Raw genomic sequence first — 17,913 nt, 5'->3', positions numbered from 1 at the left:
GTTGGGTTTGATGGTTCGCTTAACCTCTGCGTTATGCGCAGTAAGGTTTAGGATTTTAAACACTAACTTTTCGGTTTATAACTGACCTTTATTTTATTATTTATCTTTCGTTTAAGCACTAAAACCGCTATTTTTTATATACGTTGTTAGGCAAAGTTTTTTTCAGAAGTATTTCTTATAAATAGCTTCTCCCATTTTTCGATATTGACTTGATTTAAATTGCTTGAAATCAAATTTGTCAATGTTTTTCAATTTTGTTTTGTAAGTATCAACTGTAGAAACTTTGTTATTTTCTATCAGTAATCTTAAAACATTCAATACACCGTTTATAAAAGTTACTGTTAATAAACCTTTTGGATTTCCTGGACTGTAAGTTTTCCATTGATCACTATCCAAATTCATTTTCAGAGCAATTAATAAATCTCTAATTTTTTCAACAGAGAATTGAATGTACTCCTCAAGCAAATCAAACTCTTTGTTGTCTTTTTGTTTCAGTTTTTGTTTATCAGGATTACTCCAAATAACATAAATACTGTCTTGAGCCTTAACATCTTCAATTTTTATTAACGGTCTCAACCCAAAACTAACAATCGAAGCAGTTTTAATCTTTCCTTTTTCATACCAATATTGTTCTATTAAATTTCCAATAGGTCCGCTTTTGTTTAATCCTGCTAATATTCGTTTGCCAATTGCAACTGATGAAAAAGGACTAATCATTAATTCTATTTCTTGTTTTAATTGAGATCTTACATTAGTTTGATTAGAATTTATTTCCAAGAATAAATTAGCTTCAAATTTTAATCTAGCTTGCTTGCTTTCAATTTTAGGAAAAAGAATTCCTGTAACCAATAAATTTTGAATGGTTCTCAATTTCGCAATTTTAGGTTCAAATTGATCATCTCCTTCGTGATAAGCATAAGTTCTATGTTGCCCATCAATCAAACCAATAATATTACATTCATCATTAATTTCAATCAGAGCAGGTGTCACTTCTGTTGCATTTTCTCCAACAAATTGTCCATTATCATTTACTGTTAGAAGATTATCTTCTTTGTCATATAGTTTAATTTTATCGATTGATATTGTCGAGATTATATTGTTAATAAAAACTCTGTTCTTATCAGTTAAATATCTTCTCATACTAGATATTTTCTTTGATTCAAACATACGCTGATAGTGTCCAACATTTTCAATATCACGCCATCCATTTTGTCTTAGAACATATGATCTTTTTAGTAATGATTCCGCATCAATATAAAATGATACTATTTTATAACCTTCATCAAAAGAGCTTTTTTCTTCTGGAAGAATGTGTCCTGAAAATTTATTGGAGGATCCAAGTGATGAATTTTTAATATTTGAACCATAGTCCTCAATTGGAATTTTGATAAATTCTAAAAATTCATATTTACTAGACCTTTTAATTACTTTAGTTAGACTTTTAAAGTATTGCACAATATGATAATCGAAAAACGTTACATTTTCAATTAAATCTTTATGTTCTTCTGATATGGTTTTTTTGGAACAATATAGAATTTGTAACCTTAATTCATTTTTTGAATAATTACCTTCAATGTTTTCTTCATAATGTTTTTTAAAACTTTTTAGTTTTTCTTCTTTTAATAAAAAATCTATAAAATTTCGTTTATCTAGATTGACTTTGTCATAGAATATTTTTTTTGCAAATAGATGATCTTTAGGATCACCAATAGTATATTCTACTAATAAAATGATATTTTCACTTATAAAAACATCATCCATTTCCGTTTTTCGATTGTTATATTCGAAATGCTTTCCGTCTATGTATGGTAATCTTTGAAATCCAATATTCTTAAGAATAGTTGAAATTTCGTTTCTTTGATCTCTTTTCTCTTTCCTTATAGCTTTTTCTTGTGGAGAAAGCTTTTTACTTGGTGTCTTTTTTCTTGTTTTTGTTTTAGCCATACGAGAAGTTTATAAGTAATCATTTTCATTTAAGTCAACGCAAATTTTGCTTATGACTCTTATTTTAGGAGAATCTAGATCAGAGTTTTTTACATAAGAATATGTATTGGTTTTTGTATAACCAAAATGATTTTTATGATTAAACTTTTTAGCTTCAATAAATTTGAATATTGGCTCTATACCAAATTTTGATAAAGGGGCTTTATTGATTATTTTTTTTGCTTCATCAGTAAAAATAGTTTCATCAACTTGACCAATAATTTGATATTCAACTTTGAGTAATTTGTGCTTTATATTACTGGCTTTTTTTGGTACAACAAAAATTTTAAAATTCTTAAAATCGATGTTTTTCTCAATATTAGCAATTAACACACGAGCGAATTTTAGAGATCTTAAATTGAGAATACGATTTTCAAAATCTCCTTGATCTTTATTTTGAATAACAAGCTCATACTCCTTTCTATATTTAGAAAATGTCTTTTCTAAATATTCTTTAAACATTGAAATGTAATTTTTATTTAATTCAAATCCGATATAGTTTCTTTTCATATATGCAGATTGTGAAAGAACTGTTCCACTACCTGCGAAAGGATCTAGTATATTATCATTTTCGTCTGTACTTATTTGAATCATTGTCGCAACCATATTTTGGGGTAAAGGGCAGAAATGTCTTATATATTCTTCTCCCCAAGAGCCTTGAGTTGGAATGGGAAATTCCCATACTTCATCTAAAGCTTTCCCTTTCGGATTATATCTTTCAGGATATTTTATCCACCATTTTTTTAATTGTGAGGTGTCATAAACTCTAACACTATCCTTATTTGATTTGTAATTTGCTGTTTTCGAAAAGAATAGAATATATTCAAACTTACGTTGCATAAATCCATTTGTCGACCAAGGAACTGTTTTATCCTTTTTCCAAATAATTACATCTTGAAGCAGCCATCCAATTTCTTTTAGTTTATTAGACAGATCAAAAGGTAAAGTGATTACCTGATTATTTCTTTTGAATGTGTCTATTATTATCCATAATGTCCCATTCTGTTCCGTGATTTCAAATACACCTGCAAAAATTGATTTTAAATCATTTAAATATTCCTCATAAGTTTGTCCATATCCTACTTGATTATCAGAATCATAGTCTTTCATATCATAGTATGGAGGAGAAGTAATTGTTGTTGTAACCTTTGTGTTAGAATCAATTGTATCTAAAATATTTCTAGCATCTTGATTATAGATTACGTTCAATGTTTTTTTTGCAGTTTTTAATTTCATTAATATTGATGCAGTTTTTTTAAATTTTGCCAATGCGACGATATGGATTGTTTAAATTATCGATATCGATAGTTAAGCGAAGTTAGTTTTTAAATACGAGATATGAAATACGTAGTTCTACGTAATTTAACAGTTATTTTGTTTTAATTTTTTTTGTTTCTATCTAAAAGAGTACAAATTAAATTAATTTCATTGTATAGAATTCTATCTTTGTATAATGCAATCTAAAGTCCTTTTTATTACACCACCTTTTACGCAGTTAAATACAGCGTATCCTGCGTCTGCATATCTTAAAGGGTTTTTGGAAGCTCAGGAGATTTCTGTTGCGCATTCCGATTTAAGTATTGAACTGTTTACCTCAATTTTTACTGGCGATTTTCTGCAAACTGTTTTTCAGGAAGCTGATGCGTTAGAGAATTATCATTATCCTAAAGTGCGTAAAATGAAAGCGCTTTACATTTCTAGGGTTGATGTGGTGATTAAGTTTCTTCAAAAGCAAGATATTATAACAGCTCATAAAATTTTAGAGTCTGATTTTTTACCATTAGGACACCGATTGGTAAACGTTAATACAGATATAAAATGGGAGGCTGGAGATATAGGCATCATCGATAAAGCGAAACATTATGCCACGCTTTTTATTGAAGAAATTGGCGATTTTATTCAAGCTAATGTCGATGAGTTTTTTGCATTTACTAAATATGCCGAACAAATTGCTACTTCAGCTAGTAGTTTTGACCAGATAGATGAGTTTTTAAGCTATCAGCCAACTATTATTGAAGAGCAAATGCTGGATATTTTGGTAGCTAAAATTGAAACGCATAAGCCAAATTTAGTGTGCTTTACCATTCCTTTTCCTGGAAACCTATTTGCTGCTTTGCGTTGCGCTCAATTTATAAAACAACTGTTTCCTGATATTTATGTGGCTTTTGGTGGTGGCTATTGTAACACAGAGTTACGTTCACTTAGCGACCCAAGAATTTTTGAATTTGTAGATTTTATAACCTTAGATGATGGCGAAGGACCTTTGCTAAAAATAGTGCGTTTTATTGACGGTAATAGCAATAGCAACGAACTGGAAAGAACCTATGTGCTGGAAAACGAACAAGTGGTGTACAAAAACAAAATACCAAACACCATTTTTCATCATAAAAATTTACCTGCACCTAATTATTCTGGTTTGCCTTTTCATAAATATGTATCCTTTTTAGATGTGGTTAATCCTATGCATCGTATGTGGACAGATGCCAGATGGAATAAACTAACAATCTCACATGGTTGCTACTGGAAACAATGCTCGTTTTGTGACGTAAACCTCGATTATATTGGTAATTACCAAAACACAACTGCTGAAGATTTAGTAAACAAAATTGAAAAAATAATTAAGGATACAGGTATTACTGGGTTTCATTTTGTTGATGAAGCTGCACCACCAAAAATGTTAAGAGCATTATCTAATGCGCTGATAAAAAGAAATGTCAAAATTACGTGGTGGACAAACATTAGATTCGAAAAAACTTTCGATTTTGAATTGTGTAAACTCATGGCTGCATCAGGTTGTATTGCTGTAACTGGAGGCTTAGAAGTGGCTTCCGACCGACTATTGGCTAAAATGAAAAAAGGTGTAGATATTGCTCAGGTAACACGAGTAACGCATCATTTTTCAAAAAACAATATCATGGTGCATGCATACCTTATGTACGGATTTCCAACACAAACTGAACAAGAAACTATTGATTCGTTAGAAGTGGTGAGGCAGTTGTTTGAAAAGAACTGTATTCAGTCGGCATTTTGGCATCTGTTTACAACAACCGTTCATAGTCCAATTGGTAAAAACCCTGAAGCGTTTGGAATACAAATAACTGGTCCTGCTTTTGAAGGATTTGCTCAAAACGATTTATATCACGAAGATCCACAAGGTGCTAACCATACTAAATACACAAAGGGTTTAAACCTCGCTCTACATAACTATTTAAATAAGGCAGGATATAATAAAGAGTTACAACATTGGTTTAACTTCTCAATACCTAAAACCAATCATCCTAAAGACTTAATTGAAAGTTTTTTGTCTCCAATGGCAACAACCACTGAATAAGGATTAATGATTTTAGACGTTATACTAATATTGTTTCTGTGTTTCGCTAATTGGTTTATTTGGTTCTGCAAGAACATTCATGATGCTCACTAATATATTTAATAGATTCTAAACTAAGTTTTTGTAAAACATTAATATCGATATCAGAAAGTTTTTTCACATAAATACAGGCTTTACCCATTTTAAATTTACCAAGGTCAGCTAACAATAATTTACTTTTTTCTGTATGAGAATAAACATAGAGAGAGAACGCTGCTTTTCTCGGAGAAAACCCAAGTACTGGAGCATCGCCTTCATGTCCGCTGGCATATTTATAATGGTAGTTCCCAAATCCAATAATAGTTGGTCCAAACATTTTGGCTTCTTCTCCAGACCATTCTTGCAATAATTTTATTAGACTAAAACTATCGGCTTTTTTCTGTTCGTTGTCAACGTATGAGTTTATAAAATCTATTACATTTTCTCCTGTATAAGTTGTCTTTGTCTTTGCCATAATTCTAATCTTGATTACTGTATTTAAATCTTTTTGCTCACCACTAACACCTGTAATAATAGCAATAAGGGTGTCTTTGGATAGTTTAGCTAATTTAGTTTTTTAATATTTAAAATAGAAATACAGAGTTTTTTGTAATTAGTACTCAATACTTGCATAGAGTAAACCAGTCATTTTTTATAAAACAACTTTGTTTATATCTGCGCCTTCAAGATGTTTTAAGGACTGAGGGTTGTTATACAAATTAATCATTGCTTGCCCAATTCTTGAAGTAGTTGTAACCGATTTCATTCTTTTTAATAAAGGAAATATAGGTTTAGTAATACTATAGAATAAATTGTACAATTTGGTTTTAGATTTTACACCACGTTCTGGTAAAATTGCTCCAGGTCTAAAAGCATAAGCGTCTTTAAAACCTTTATTTAAAATCATATTTTCGGTTTTTCCTTTTACTCGTGCCCACATCGTATTACTTTGTTCGGAGCTATCTGTTCCTGCACCTGAAACATAGGTAAATAACATATTAGGATTTGCATCGTAAATTGTATTTACCAATGCCTCTGAAATGGTATACGTGAGTTTATAATAGACTTCTTCACTTATACCTGCCGATGATACACCCATACAATGGAAACAGGCATCATAACTTGCAAATTCATTTTGAATAGTGCTAAAATCAGTGAAATCTTTATGTATGATTTCTTTTATTTTGGGATGAGACATAGTAATAGAACTTCTGTTGATTAATAAAATATTTTCAACTCTTGCATCATCAATACATTCTAGCAAAACGCCCTTGCCAACCATACCTGTTGATCCTGTTATTATAACTCTCATAAGTTGTTTAATTTAAATTTCGGTATTCAGAAGGACTAAATCCTGTTTTCGATTTAAATACTTTACTGAAATGTTGCGGATACTCAAAACCAAAATCGTAGGCAATTTCGCTAACTGAAGAATTTGAATTCAATAATTTGGTTTTTGCTTCTTCAACCATAAATAGCAAAACATGTTCTTTTGTCGTTTTTCCTGTTTCAACCTTTAACAAATCACTTAAATAATAGCCAGATAAATGAAGAGCTTCGCCACATTGCTGAACCGTTGGCAAACCATGTTCTACTAATTGGTTTGAAGCGAAATAGTGTTTTAAGAATTTCTCAAATTTAATTAAGTAATCTTTGTTATAAGTACTACGCGTATAGAACTGTCTGTCATAAAAACGTTTGCTGTATTTTAAAATACTTTCTAAATTAATGATGATTAACTCTTGGGTATGTTTATCAATATTTTGGTCTATTTCGTTAGCAATATTGGTTACAAAATCTAATAGAATTTTTTTCTCTTTGTCTGAAACATGTAAGGCTTCGTTGTTTTCATATTCAAAAAAAGTATAATCTGAAATTGTATGTGCTAAAGACGAGTGTCTAATAAAATCAGGATGAAAGAAAATATCCCAACCTTCTCCATCTTGTATTCTTTGGTTTGAGTCTTCCTCAAATTGCATAACTTGTCCAGGAGCTGTAAATACCAAGCTGCTATCCTGATAGTCATATGATTTTCTACCATACTGAAAAGCACCTGTACCAATTTCTTTTAAGCTAATTATGTATAAATCGAAACTGTATTTGCCTGCCGAAACTTGTAGTTTTTGCTTCAATTCTCTTGTTGAAATGGCAGAAATCAGTGGGTGTGCTGGACTAGGTAAACCAATTGCTTTATGAATGCTGTTGATGCTGTCTATCTTAATAATATCTTTCATTGTTCTAAAATTAGTGCTTTTTTTCTACTAATTGTAATTGCTTATTATAAGCTTCAATTCTGCTATGGGCTGTACCATCTATCAATAAAATAACAACAAGCATAGCAATAGTTGTAATCATACTCGCTCGCCAAATTGGTGTGTTGACAAAGAAAATAACTAGAGCACAGGCAGCGATAATTAACGGAATGGCAGTAAAAACAATATTATTATATTCCTTTAAAGTTGCTTCAGTACGCTCAATTTCCGATTGTACAAAGGCAGAAGCATTATTATTGTATGCCTTTTCAAATGCTACAATTCTAGATTTATTTGTAAAAAATAATCCAAATCCTATAGTCATTAGTAAAGCGCCTGCTATTAATAAAGGAATAATGTAGGCTTTTGCCATATCAGTTTTTCCCAATTGCCAAAAGCCAAAACTTGCCGCTATAAATAGCACTCCAAAAAGAATGAAAAATGGTGTTGAAAAAAGTTCGGCTTTTGCCCATTCTGTTGCTGTTTTTAAAATATCCATATCGTTTTTTTTAATCTTCTAATTTAAAAATTCCACTTTAAACCAGTGGCTTCTTCTGATGCTTCCCACAACTTCACTGCCACAACTTTATCTTTTGCGTGTGGTTCTAATTTACATTCTCCAACGGGACCTGTCCAATAATTCCTTCCTGTAGGACCATAAAATCCATTTTGGTTAAGGTTTGGTTCAGTCGCACACATTAATTGTGGATAAGAACCTTTTTCTGCCGATTGTACCAAAGGAGATAATTTCATTAATTGCCAAATAAAGCGAGTCATCATACTTCCGTTGGTTTTAATTAATGAAGTTCGCGATGCACCTGGATGACAAGCATAAACTTTTACATTTGTTTTATCAGCTTTTTTTAATCGGTCTTGCAATTCGTAAACACTCATAATCTGAGCTAATTTACTTTGACTATATACTCCATTCGGACTGTAATTCTTATCCCAGTTCATGTCGTCAAACTGAATGTTCTTAATACCTAAATTATAACCCATACTGCCTACAGTTACTATACGTCCTTTAGATTCTTCAATACGTGGATAAAGAAGCCCTTGTAATAAGAAGTTACCATAATGATTTACACCTAGCTGACTTTCAAAACCATCAACCGTAAGTGTTTGTTTTGGTACTTGGGCAATAGCAGCGTTACAAATAAGTGCATCGATTTGAGAGACTGTTTTAAGTACCTCTTCTGCTGCTTTTTTTACAGAAGCTTGTACTGCCAAGTCCATTTGTATAGATGATACATCAATATTATTACCAAGTTCTTGTTTTAAAGTCACGATGGTCTCTGCTGATTTTTTTTGGTTTCGATTAAGCATGACCACTTTTGCTCCCTTTGAGAGTAGTATTTTTGCTGCTTCAAATCCTGTACCACTTGTAGTACCAGTTATAATGTATGTTTTACCTTTTAAATTCTCTATTCTTTCAGGTGTCCATCCTTGTTTGCCAAATTGATTTGTATTCATTTTTTGTCTAGTATAAATTATAAGGCAAAATTCTAAAAACCAGTACTTACAGATGTATATATTTTAAGGAAAGGCGAATACTTTTTAAGGAAAGGTTATCTATTATAATAAAAAGTAATGTTTATGTACAGCGCAACTGTATAGATTGGTTAAATAAACAATATTAATAATTAAATTAAGCTTAGTTTTTAGCATTAAAAAAAGAAATACGTTTAACGAAAGTGCCTTCAGGGCTCCTTCAGGGCTCCTTCAGGTCTCCTTAAGGTCTCCTTCAGGTTAACCTAAGGTCAACCTAAGGTCATGAAGTAAAACATGTAAAACTTTTTTTAGACTTACAAAAGAAAACTCACTTTATGTTGTTTGGCAACATCATAAAGTGAGTTTACTAAAACTAGAGATTAAAAGGTTGTAATGATGTTGCGTATTAAATGCTTTCAACAAACTTTATAAACACCTTTTTATGATGGTCTAAATCCATATTTGGAGATAATGCTGCACGTACAATATAGTCTTTATCACCTTCTTTAGTTGTGCCTTGTGTTGATGTTGCAGGAATAGTCCAATAACAGCCTTTTAATTGCCCATAACTAACGCAAAACTTACTCTCATTAGGAATTTCGGTAATCATTAAATTAATTAACTTAAGGTTTAAGGCTCTTTTATAAGTTTCTCTCTCTTCATCAGTCGCACCTTTAGTAGGAAGATCTAATGAAAACACCGATGGTGTAAACCCTTGCGCTGCCAATGGTTCAGATACAAAGTTAATTTTTGCATCTGGTAATGTTTTATTGATAAAGCTTACAAAGTCTCGTGTATTGGTATAAGCATCAGCAATACGTTGATTCATTGATGGTAATTGCTTGGCTAGTATTTCCATTTGTAGCGTTGTAGCTTCATTATCGCAAAGTTTTAAGTGTAGTTCTATTTTAGCCATCAACGCTTCCGCTTTTTTATTGGCTACACAGTATCCAGCAGTACATTTTCCTCCACTTGGAAACTTAGAACCACTGACATATGAAATAGTTCTAACCGATGAAAGCATATCATCATCTCCTAAAAACTGAACATTAGGACAAAATGTTTGATCTAATATAAACACTGGATCTATAGCATGCTCACCAGTTGATGTTTTTCGCACCTTGCTTAATACCTCTTTTAATTTTATAAGATCTGGAACTTCAACTCTTGGGTTTGTTGGTATTTCAGCAATGATATAAGGAATGGCATCTGCTTTAGCAATAGTGTTTAAAACTTGGTCAATACTTTGTACCATATCGTTATCACCATCTACTGGTAAGTCAACCACTTCTACATTATCAATACATGCAGCAACACGTCTTGCTTGGTCGTTAGTACCACCATAACAATTAGGTGGAACAATAAACTTTATGGCTTTGCCTTTATGGTTATCTAATGCATCATGAACGAGTCCCATCATTATAGCATACTGAATAGATAATCCGCTAGAACCAACTAATGCTTTTATTGACGAGCCAGTTACAGTTGCAATTGAATTTAATACAGATGCTTTATTTGAAGCAACAGAGGCATCACTAAAAACATAAGATGTTTTCTCTGTAAGCACTTTTAAGGCTGCATAACAATTGGCTGGTGTCATGGCAATAGTTTCTCGTCGTCGCACATGCTGAATTTCGGAAACATAGCTTTCATTCTGCGTACCATTAACTAATAATACACTTCCAAAATGCGAATGTGTATTAATATAAAAGTCAACCTCTGGTTTCAGATTAAAATTACAGATATCATCTTGTTGTGAAATATAAATAGTGCTTCCATTATACTGAGGCAAATTGTTGATGTTTTCAATATGCTTTAAGTCAAATGAGTAACCATAAACACGTTTTATTAGTTCGGCATCAAAAAAAGGAGGTAATTGGTCAGTATAAACTATTTGTGTGTCTTTTTGTTCTAATAAATTCTTTCTTAAAACAGCCAAAATAGGTGTCGTTTTAGATGAAAAACTAATAACGTTTTTTGACTTTGTATTATTTAAGTTAGCAATTGTCCACTCGAGTACACTCGATAATGGATGACCTAATCTAATATAATCGTAAGCTGTTGGTAATTTACTTAGTGCAGACGAATCATAAGTATTGGTGTTATATAAATTCTCAAACAGGTCTAAAAACTCTGTTTTAGCTAACGATTCATCATAAATATCCAATCGATGGGTTGTTAAATTCAACCAGTCTGTTGGCATATTTTTTATCACTTCATTTATATAAGTCAGCATTTTATTGTCTTGCATATCAATCACCTTTAAATAGGCTGCGAATATACATTAATTAGATTTTTCTTTAAAGGGTTGTAAGTCGTTTTGTTGTTAAGTTCTAAGTAATTTTATTATTTTTAGCCTCATGCAAGAAGAGTTACTTCATTATGTTTGGCAACATAAAAAATTTAATACACTCAATTTAAAAACAACAAATAAAGATAGTGTGTCTATTGTTTCTGTTGGACAACACAACCTAAATGCTGGTCCAGATTTTTTTAATGCTCAACTAAATATTGGTGAACAACTTTGGGCTGGTAATGTTGAGGTGCATATTAAGTCTAGCGATTGGTATGTGCATAACCATGAAACAGATACGGCTTATGATAATGTAATACTTCATGTCGTGTACGAGCATGATACAGAAATTTACAGAAAAGACAATTCAGTAATACCAACTTTAGAGCTTAAAACCTTTATCAATAAAGATGTATTACATAACTACCAAAAGCTGTTTGCCAATCAAAATAAATGGATAAATTGTGAAAACGATTTTGCTGCTATACCAGAGTTTACACTCAACAATTGGTTAGAGCGATTATTTTTTGAGCGTTTAGAGCGTAAAGCCAAAACTATTGATGAGTTGCTAATCGCTTCAAAGAACGATTGGGAAGCTGTGCTTTTTAAATTGTTAGCTAAAAATTTTGGTCTTAAAGTTAATGGTGAAGCCTTTTCTAGTTTCGCCAAGTCTATCGATTTTTCTGTAGTAAGAAAACTACAATCTAAACCAGAGCAGCTAGAAGCTTTATTTTTTGGACAAGCAGGTTTATTAAACGATGATATACAGGATATTTATTACTTAGGTTTGCAAAAAGAATATGCTTTTTTAAAGCAAAAATTTGGGTTAACAAATACACAAGTTGTGCCTCTGCAGTTTTTTAGATTACGACCTCCAAATTTTCCAACTATTCGTTTATCGCAATTGGCAATGTTGTATAATAAACACAATAATTTGTTTTCAAAAGTGATTGCCACAAATACAATAGATGAGTTGTATAGTTTGTTTATGGTCTCAACATCTGTGTTTTGGGAGAATCATTATACCTTTAGTAAGGTTTCAAAAACATCAAAGAAAATACTTACCAAATCGTTTATCGATTTGCTATTAATTAATACTATTCTGCCGTTAAAATTTTGCTATGCAAAACAAAAAGGCGAATTAAATGATGAGGTGATATTAACAATTGCACAGCATATTACTTCTGAAAAAAACAGCATAGTTAATGCTTTTAATAATTTAAAAGAGGTATCAGCATCAGCATTACAATCGCAAGCATTACTTCAGTTAAAAGTCGAATATTGTGATAAGAATAAATGTTTACAATGTGCTATTGGGAATTCGTTAATCACTAAATAAATTAGTACATTGCAGCATGAAATGAGCTAAAACTTATTCAAACTTTATTAGCGAATTACATTGATTAAAAAATAATAGCAACTACTAAATGAATTTGTTTTATAAACCATTACTCTATTTTCAAAAGCATGGGTACTATGTGTGTCAGCGTATTGCAGAACGTTTAGGGATTAGAGCTAAGGTGGTAAGAACATCATTTATGTATCTAACCTTTGTAACCTTAGGCTTTGGTTTTGCTTTGTATTTATTTATAGCATTTTGGATGCGAATTAAAGATTTATTGTACACAAAACGGTCTTCAGTATTTGATTTATAATCTATGGCTAATCCTTTAATAAAACTTTTTAGAACTAAAATTTACATGGCAGTAACACTATTGCTAATGTTATTGGCAATAGGTGTTTTAGGATTTAGAATCATGTCTAATTACTCATGGATAGATGCTATTTATATGACAGTAATTACAATAACTACTGTTGGTTTTGGTGAAGTACAGCCTTTAGATGATTTTGCCAAGATATTTACTATCTTCCTTATTTTGGCAAGTGTTATTATTGTTGGTTACGCATTAACAGTCATAACAGAATATATTTTAAGCAAAAATGATATTGAAGAATTAAAACTAAAAAAGATGCAAAAAAAGATTGATAGCCTATCTAACCATATCATTATTTGTGGTTATGGTAGAAATGGGAAACAAGCAGCTTCAAAGCTATTGGCTCATGGAAAACCTTTTGTCATCATTGAAAAGGATAATGAAATTGCAGAACGATTTCAAAGTGAAACAATGCCATTTATTATTGGCAATGCTAATGAAGATGATACACTTTTCAAGGCGGGAATTGATAGAGCAAGTACTTTAATTTGCGCTTTACCAGATGATGCCGATAATTTATTTGTTGTGCTTTCAGCAAGACAGATAAATAAAGATATGTGTATTATTAGCCGTGCCTCTCAAGAAACATCTTATAAAAAACTAAAACTTGCTGGAGCAAATAATGTAATAATGCCAGACAAAATAGGAGGTGATCATATGGCGTCATTGGTTGTTGTTCCAGATTTAATCGAGTTTATAGACAATCTATCAATTGTAGGTCAAGCAAACATTAATATTGAAGAAATATCAATAGAAAAACTATATAATACTGATGAAGTAAAAACTATAAGAGATTTAGATTTACGAAAAAAAACAGGATGTACAGTCATAGGCTATAAAAATGGTAATGGTGAATATGTTGTAAATCCTGATGCAGGAATAAAACTACTACCTAACTCTAAAATTATTGTTTTAGGGCAACCAGAGCAGATTCAAAAATTAAATTCATTATACAATATATAAAAGAGGTAAAACAAGCTTTTTAACAACAGATGTTTTAAAAAATCAATTTTTTTTAGCATCTTGTCACAGTTTTTTACAAAAACACAAAATAACTAACTAATACTAATTTACTCATGAAGAAATATCTTCTTACAGTTCTTACTGTTTTATTACCTATTATCACTTTTGCTCAAGACAAAGGTCTAGACGAAAAAGTTAACGATGCTTTTATGCCTATTGCCACTTGGTGGGAAGGATTTGTTTTAACCAGAGTGCCTATTGGTGAGTATAATATTCCTTTTGTTGTAATTTTATTAGTTGTAGGTGCAACATTTTTTACTGTATATTTTAAATTCCCAAGTATTACAAAGTTTAAAACTGCAATTAATACTGTTAGAGGACGCTATGTAGATATCGAAAAGCATGGTGTTGATAAACTTTATAATAATGACGAAGCTTTAGCGATTGAAGATATTCCTGATACTATTCGTGACGAAAGTGCACATGGAGAGGTATCTCACTTCCAAGCTTTAGCTACTGCTGTTTCTGGAACTGTAGGTTTAGGAAATATTGCTGGTGTTGCTGTAGCAATCGGACTTGGTGGTCCAGGAGCTACATTTTGGATGATTGTTTGTGGTCTTTTAGGGATGTCAACAAAATTTGTTGAGTGTACACTTGGTGTAAAATATAGAGATGTTGGACCAGATGGCACTGTTTATGGTGGACCAATGTATTACCTGTCTAAAGGTTTAAAAGAAATGGGCTTTGGAACTTTTGGTAAAATACTAGGAGTTTTATTTGCTATACTATGTGTTGGAGCTTCTTTTGGTGGTGGTAATGCTTTCCAGTCTAACCAAGCAGCTGTTCAAATTAGCACGCTATTAGGTTTAAGTGGAGGTTCTAATGGAGTTATTATTGGAATTGTTCTAGCTGTTTTAGTTGGTATAGTGATTATTGGTGGTATTAAACGTATTGCAAAAATTACAGAAAAGATTGTACCATTCATGGCAGGTCTATACATTTTAGCATCATTAATTATCATATTTGCTAACTTCAGCGATATAGGTTTTGCGTTCTCTTTAATTATTGATGGAGCATTTACACCTATGGCTGGACTTGGAGGCCTTGTTGGTGTATTGATTGTTGGTTTCCAAAGAGCTGCATTTTCAAACGAAGCTGGAGCAGGTTCTGCTGCAATTGCTCACTCTGCTGTACGTACAAAATATCCTGCATCTGAAGGTGTTGTGGCACTTTTAGAGCCATTTATTGATACTGTAGTAATATGTACAATGACAGCTTTAGTTATTATATTCTTTAACATTAACGGAACAGATGCGCAATCGGTATTTAATTATACTGCCGAGCATGGAAGTAGTGTAATTTTAAATTCTAACGGACAGACTATTAATGGTGTTGATTTAACATCTATGGCTTTTGATTCTGTTATACCTCACTTCTCATATGTATTAACAATCGCTATTGTATTGTTTGCTTTTTCTACAATGATTTCGTGGTCTTATTATGGATTACAATCATGGAAATACTTATTCGGGAAAGGTAAAACTGCAGATATGGTTTATAAAGTTTTATTCTTATTATTTGTTGTTATTGGTGCTGCTGCAACATTAGACGCTGTTATTAAGTTCTCTGATGCAATGATTTTGGCATTAGTATTCCCTAACATGATAGGATTATTCTTCTTATTCCCTAAAGTAAGACAAGAGATGAAACGTTATCTTACAGCTATTTCTATTAAAAAAGAAGCAATTCAAGATGGAGCTGAAGATATCACAAAACATATGTAATATATAAAAATGAGTGCATTTAAATCCCATTTCGTGTTTTCTAAAAACCAACGAAATGGGATTTTTATTTTATTAGCACTTGTCGTTATTGTTCAATGTGCATACTTCTTTATAGATTTTTCTTCTGATGATATTGAGGTTAATTCAAAAGAATTGACAAAGTTTCAACACGAAGTAGATTCACTTAAGCTAGTTGAAATTGAAAAGAGCAAACCAAAAATATTTCCTTTTAATCCAAATTTTATAACCGATTACAAAGGGTATTCTCTAGGAATGTCTAATGAAGAAATTGATAGGTTGTTAGCGTTTAGAAAACAAGACAAGTGGATTAATTCTGTACAACAGTTTCAGGATGTAACTCAAGTGTCAGATTCCCTGTTAAGTGAGATTTCGCCATACTTTAAATTTCCAGATTGGGTTACAAACCCTAAGTCTAAATCTAATTGGAAAGATTATAACAATTCAAACCAATATCAAACTAAGACATTTGAACAAAAAGCAGATTTGAATACAGCAACAGCTCTGCAACTTCAAAAAGTTAATGGTGTGGGTGTAAAACTATCTGACAGAATAGTAAAATTTAGAAACAAATTTGTAGGAGGTTTTATAGCTGATGTGCAATTACAAGATGTTTACGGACTTTCTCCTGAGGTTATAGAGCGTATCACAAATGAGTTTACAGTTAAAACACCTCGTAAAATTCAAAAAATAAATCTTAATGCAGCTACTAGAGACCAATTAGTAACTATACAGCATATCGATTATGAAATTGCACATCATATTATTGAGCAACGTACACTTCGTGACGGATTCAAATCATTAGACGATTTAACAAAAGTTAAAAACTTTCCCATCCAAAAAATTGAGATAATTAAGTTATATTTGACCCTTAATTAAGTATTAAAAAAGAATATATGAATACCATGTACTTCACAGAAGAACATCAACTTTTTAGACAAAGTTTACAAGATTTTTTAAAGAAAGAAGTCGTTCCACATATTGATAAATGGGAAAAAACAGGAACAATAGAACGCTTTATTTGGAAAAAATTTGGTGATATGGGATTCTTTGGGCTTAATTATCCAGAACAATATGGAGGATTAAATCTAGATCTTTTTTATACAGTTATTTTTCTTGAAGAACTTCAGAAAATAAACTCTGGTGGTTTTGCAGCAGCAATGTGGGCACATGCCTATTTAGCAATGACTCACGTTAACAAAGAAGGAAATCATGAGATTAAAGAAAAATATTTAACACCTAGTATTACAGGAGATAAAATAGGATGTTTATGTATTACAGAGCCTTTTGGAGGTAGTGATGTTGCAGGAATGCGAACTACTGCTGAAAAAAAGGGAGATACTTATGTGCTGAATGGTTCTAAAACATTTATTACAAACGGAATTTATAGCGATTACCTAGTAGTTGCAGCCAAAACTAATCCAGATGCAGGACATCATGGAATGAGTATTTTTATTTTAGATAGAGATACTAAAGGAGTTTCTGCAACCAAACTAGATAAATTAGGTTGGAGAGCATCAGACACTGGTGAAATTGCATTCGATAATGTAGTGGTTCCTGCTAACCAATTAATGGGTGAAGAAGGTAAAGGATTTCCTTACATTATGCAACATTTTGCACTGGAGCGACTTATTATGGGTATTAATGCTCATGCACGTGCAGAGTTTGCTTTAGAGTATGCATTACAATATATGTCAGAGCGTACTGCTTTTGGAAAAACAATAGATAAATTCCAAGCTTTACGTCATAAAGTAGCAGATTTTTATACAGAAATGGAAATATGCAAAGAGTTTAATTACTCAGTTGCATACAGACTTAATAAAGGTGAGTATGTGGTAAAAGAGGCTACAATGTCTAAGCTACAATCTACTAAAATGGCTGATGAAGTAATTTATGGTTGTTTGCAATTTTTAGGCGGTTATGGTTATATGGAAGATTATCCGTTGGCACGTTTATTGCGAGATAGCAGGCTAGGACCAATAGGCGGAGGGACTTCTGAGATACTTCGCGAAATCATCGCTAAAATGGTAATAGATAAAAAAGATTATAAGCCAGCAACTTAATT

General features: G+C 31.7%; 15 protein-coding genes. 7 read left to right on the top strand and 8 right to left on the bottom strand.

The window, feature by feature from the left end; all coding sequences use genetic code 11:
* Nucleotides 1-162: 162 nt before the first annotated feature.
* The gene (locus IEW41_RS02805) at nucleotides 163-1,944 is read right to left on the bottom strand and encodes a DGQHR domain-containing protein (RefSeq protein WP_188604813.1); all 1,782 of its coding nucleotides are present in this window, start codon (nucleotides 1,942-1,944) and stop codon (nucleotides 163-165) included.
* 9 nt (nucleotides 1,945-1,953) lie between these two features.
* Nucleotides 1,954-3,219, bottom strand: a complete 1,266-nt coding sequence (locus IEW41_RS02800) for a DNA methyltransferase (protein WP_188604812.1) — start codon at nucleotides 3,217-3,219, stop codon at nucleotides 1,954-1,956.
* Nucleotides 3,220-3,436: 217 nt separating this feature from the next.
* Here IEW41_RS02800 and IEW41_RS02795 point away from each other — a divergent pair, with 217 nt between their 5' ends.
* Complete coding sequence (locus IEW41_RS02795; protein ID WP_188604811.1) at nucleotides 3,437-5,314, top strand: B12-binding domain-containing radical SAM protein; 1,878 nt, start codon at nucleotides 3,437-3,439, stop codon at nucleotides 5,312-5,314.
* Between the two features lie 55 nt (nucleotides 5,315-5,369).
* On the opposite strand, the gene IEW41_RS02790 is transcribed toward IEW41_RS02795, so the two are convergent.
* The 6 genes from IEW41_RS02790 to IEW41_RS02765 all read right to left on the bottom strand — a co-directional run bounded on the left by IEW41_RS02790 (nucleotide 5,370) and on the right by IEW41_RS02765 (nucleotide 11,326).
* A complete protein-coding gene (locus IEW41_RS02790) occupies nucleotides 5,370-5,807 on the bottom strand; it encodes a DUF1801 domain-containing protein (RefSeq protein ID WP_188604810.1) in 438 nt (145 codons plus the stop codon).
* Between the two features lie 177 nt (nucleotides 5,808-5,984).
* Nucleotides 5,985-6,644 (bottom strand): NAD-dependent epimerase/dehydratase family protein, encoded by a 660-nt coding sequence (locus IEW41_RS02785; RefSeq protein WP_188604809.1) that lies wholly within the window; start codon nucleotides 6,642-6,644, stop codon nucleotides 5,985-5,987.
* A 7-nt stretch (nucleotides 6,645-6,651) separates the two neighbouring features.
* On the bottom strand, nucleotides 6,652-7,566 hold the full coding sequence (locus IEW41_RS02780) for a helix-turn-helix domain-containing protein (protein ID WP_188604808.1): 915 nt from the start codon (nucleotides 7,564-7,566) through the stop codon (nucleotides 6,652-6,654).
* A gap of 10 nt (nucleotides 7,567-7,576) precedes the next feature.
* Nucleotides 7,577-8,083: a hypothetical protein gene (locus tag IEW41_RS02775; RefSeq protein WP_188604807.1), complete on the bottom strand. Its 507-nt coding sequence runs from the start codon at nucleotides 8,081-8,083 to the stop codon at nucleotides 7,577-7,579.
* A gap of 23 nt (nucleotides 8,084-8,106) precedes the next feature.
* The gene (locus IEW41_RS02770; RefSeq protein WP_188604806.1) at nucleotides 8,107-9,057 is read right to left on the bottom strand and encodes an SDR family oxidoreductase; all 951 of its coding nucleotides are present in this window, start codon (nucleotides 9,055-9,057) and stop codon (nucleotides 8,107-8,109) included.
* 424 nt (nucleotides 9,058-9,481) lie between these two features.
* A complete protein-coding gene (locus tag IEW41_RS02765; RefSeq protein WP_188604805.1) occupies nucleotides 9,482-11,326 on the bottom strand; it encodes a PLP-dependent aminotransferase family protein in 1,845 nt (614 codons plus the stop codon).
* Between the two features lie 109 nt (nucleotides 11,327-11,435).
* Here IEW41_RS02765 and IEW41_RS02760 point away from each other — a divergent pair, with 109 nt between their 5' ends.
* From IEW41_RS02760 to IEW41_RS02735, 6 genes are all read left to right on the top strand, one after another.
* Nucleotides 11,436-12,707 (top strand): DUF2851 family protein, encoded by a 1,272-nt coding sequence (locus tag IEW41_RS02760; RefSeq protein ID WP_188604804.1) that lies wholly within the window; start codon nucleotides 11,436-11,438, stop codon nucleotides 12,705-12,707.
* Between the two features lie 88 nt (nucleotides 12,708-12,795).
* Nucleotides 12,796-13,023, top strand: coding sequence for a PspC domain-containing protein (locus IEW41_RS02755; protein ID WP_188604803.1), 228 nt, complete (start codon nucleotides 12,796-12,798; stop codon nucleotides 13,021-13,023).
* Nucleotides 13,024-13,026: 3 nt separating this feature from the next.
* A complete protein-coding gene (locus IEW41_RS02750; protein WP_188604802.1) occupies nucleotides 13,027-14,046 on the top strand; it encodes a potassium channel family protein in 1,020 nt (339 codons plus the stop codon).
* A 113-nt stretch (nucleotides 14,047-14,159) separates the two neighbouring features.
* Complete coding sequence (locus tag IEW41_RS02745) at nucleotides 14,160-15,830, top strand: alanine/glycine:cation symporter family protein (RefSeq protein ID WP_188604801.1); 1,671 nt, start codon at nucleotides 14,160-14,162, stop codon at nucleotides 15,828-15,830.
* 9 nt (nucleotides 15,831-15,839) lie between these two features.
* Nucleotides 15,840-16,727, top strand: coding sequence for a ComEA family DNA-binding protein (locus tag IEW41_RS02740; RefSeq protein WP_188604800.1), 888 nt, complete (start codon nucleotides 15,840-15,842; stop codon nucleotides 16,725-16,727).
* 17 nt (nucleotides 16,728-16,744) lie between these two features.
* Nucleotides 16,745-17,911 (top strand): acyl-CoA dehydrogenase family protein, encoded by a 1,167-nt coding sequence (locus IEW41_RS02735; RefSeq protein WP_188604799.1) that lies wholly within the window; start codon nucleotides 16,745-16,747, stop codon nucleotides 17,909-17,911.
* Nucleotides 17,912-17,913 lie beyond the last annotated feature (2 nt).

The organism is Aquaticitalea lipolytica, from assembly GCF_014641635.1.
Lineage (GTDB): Bacteria > Bacteroidota > Bacteroidia > Flavobacteriales > Flavobacteriaceae > Aquaticitalea > Aquaticitalea lipolytica.
Note: the sequence above shows the minus strand (reverse complement) of the source record. Positions and strands in the feature narration are given on the sequence as shown.

What these genes read in the sequence shown, in the direction of transcription:
- IEW41_RS02740 (WP_188604800.1), top strand. Translation starts at nt 15,840, where the DNA reads ATGAGTGCATTTAAATCCCATTTCGTGTTTTCTAAAAACCAACGAAAT.
- IEW41_RS02765 (WP_188604805.1), bottom strand. Translation starts at nt 11,326, where the DNA reads ATGCAAGACAATAAAATGCTGACTTATATAAATGAAGTGATAAAAAAT.
- IEW41_RS02775 (WP_188604807.1), bottom strand. Translation starts at nt 8,083, where the DNA reads ATGGATATTTTAAAAACAGCAACAGAATGGGCAAAAGCCGAACTTTTT.
- IEW41_RS02750 (WP_188604802.1), top strand. Translation starts at nt 13,027, where the DNA reads ATGGCTAATCCTTTAATAAAACTTTTTAGAACTAAAATTTACATGGCA.
- IEW41_RS02735 (WP_188604799.1), top strand. Translation starts at nt 16,745, where the DNA reads ATGAATACCATGTACTTCACAGAAGAACATCAACTTTTTAGACAAAGT.
- IEW41_RS02745 (WP_188604801.1), top strand. Translation starts at nt 14,160, where the DNA reads ATGAAGAAATATCTTCTTACAGTTCTTACTGTTTTATTACCTATTATC.
- IEW41_RS02780 (WP_188604808.1), bottom strand. Translation starts at nt 7,566, where the DNA reads ATGAAAGATATTATTAAGATAGACAGCATCAACAGCATTCATAAAGCA.
- IEW41_RS02785 (WP_188604809.1), bottom strand. Translation starts at nt 6,644, where the DNA reads ATGAGAGTTATAATAACAGGATCAACAGGTATGGTTGGCAAGGGCGTT.
- IEW41_RS02805 (WP_188604813.1), bottom strand. Translation starts at nt 1,944, where the DNA reads ATGGCTAAAACAAAAACAAGAAAAAAGACACCAAGTAAAAAGCTTTCT.
- IEW41_RS02760 (WP_188604804.1), top strand. Translation starts at nt 11,436, where the DNA reads ATGCAAGAAGAGTTACTTCATTATGTTTGGCAACATAAAAAATTTAAT.
- IEW41_RS02790 (WP_188604810.1), bottom strand. Translation starts at nt 5,807, where the DNA reads ATGGCAAAGACAAAGACAACTTATACAGGAGAAAATGTAATAGATTTT.
- IEW41_RS02770 (WP_188604806.1), bottom strand. Translation starts at nt 9,057, where the DNA reads ATGAATACAAATCAATTTGGCAAACAAGGATGGACACCTGAAAGAATA.
- IEW41_RS02795 (WP_188604811.1), top strand. Translation starts at nt 3,437, where the DNA reads ATGCAATCTAAAGTCCTTTTTATTACACCACCTTTTACGCAGTTAAAT.
- IEW41_RS02755 (WP_188604803.1), top strand. Translation starts at nt 12,796, where the DNA reads ATGAATTTGTTTTATAAACCATTACTCTATTTTCAAAAGCATGGGTAC.
- IEW41_RS02800 (WP_188604812.1), bottom strand. Translation starts at nt 3,219, where the DNA reads ATGAAATTAAAAACTGCAAAAAAAACATTGAACGTAATCTATAATCAA.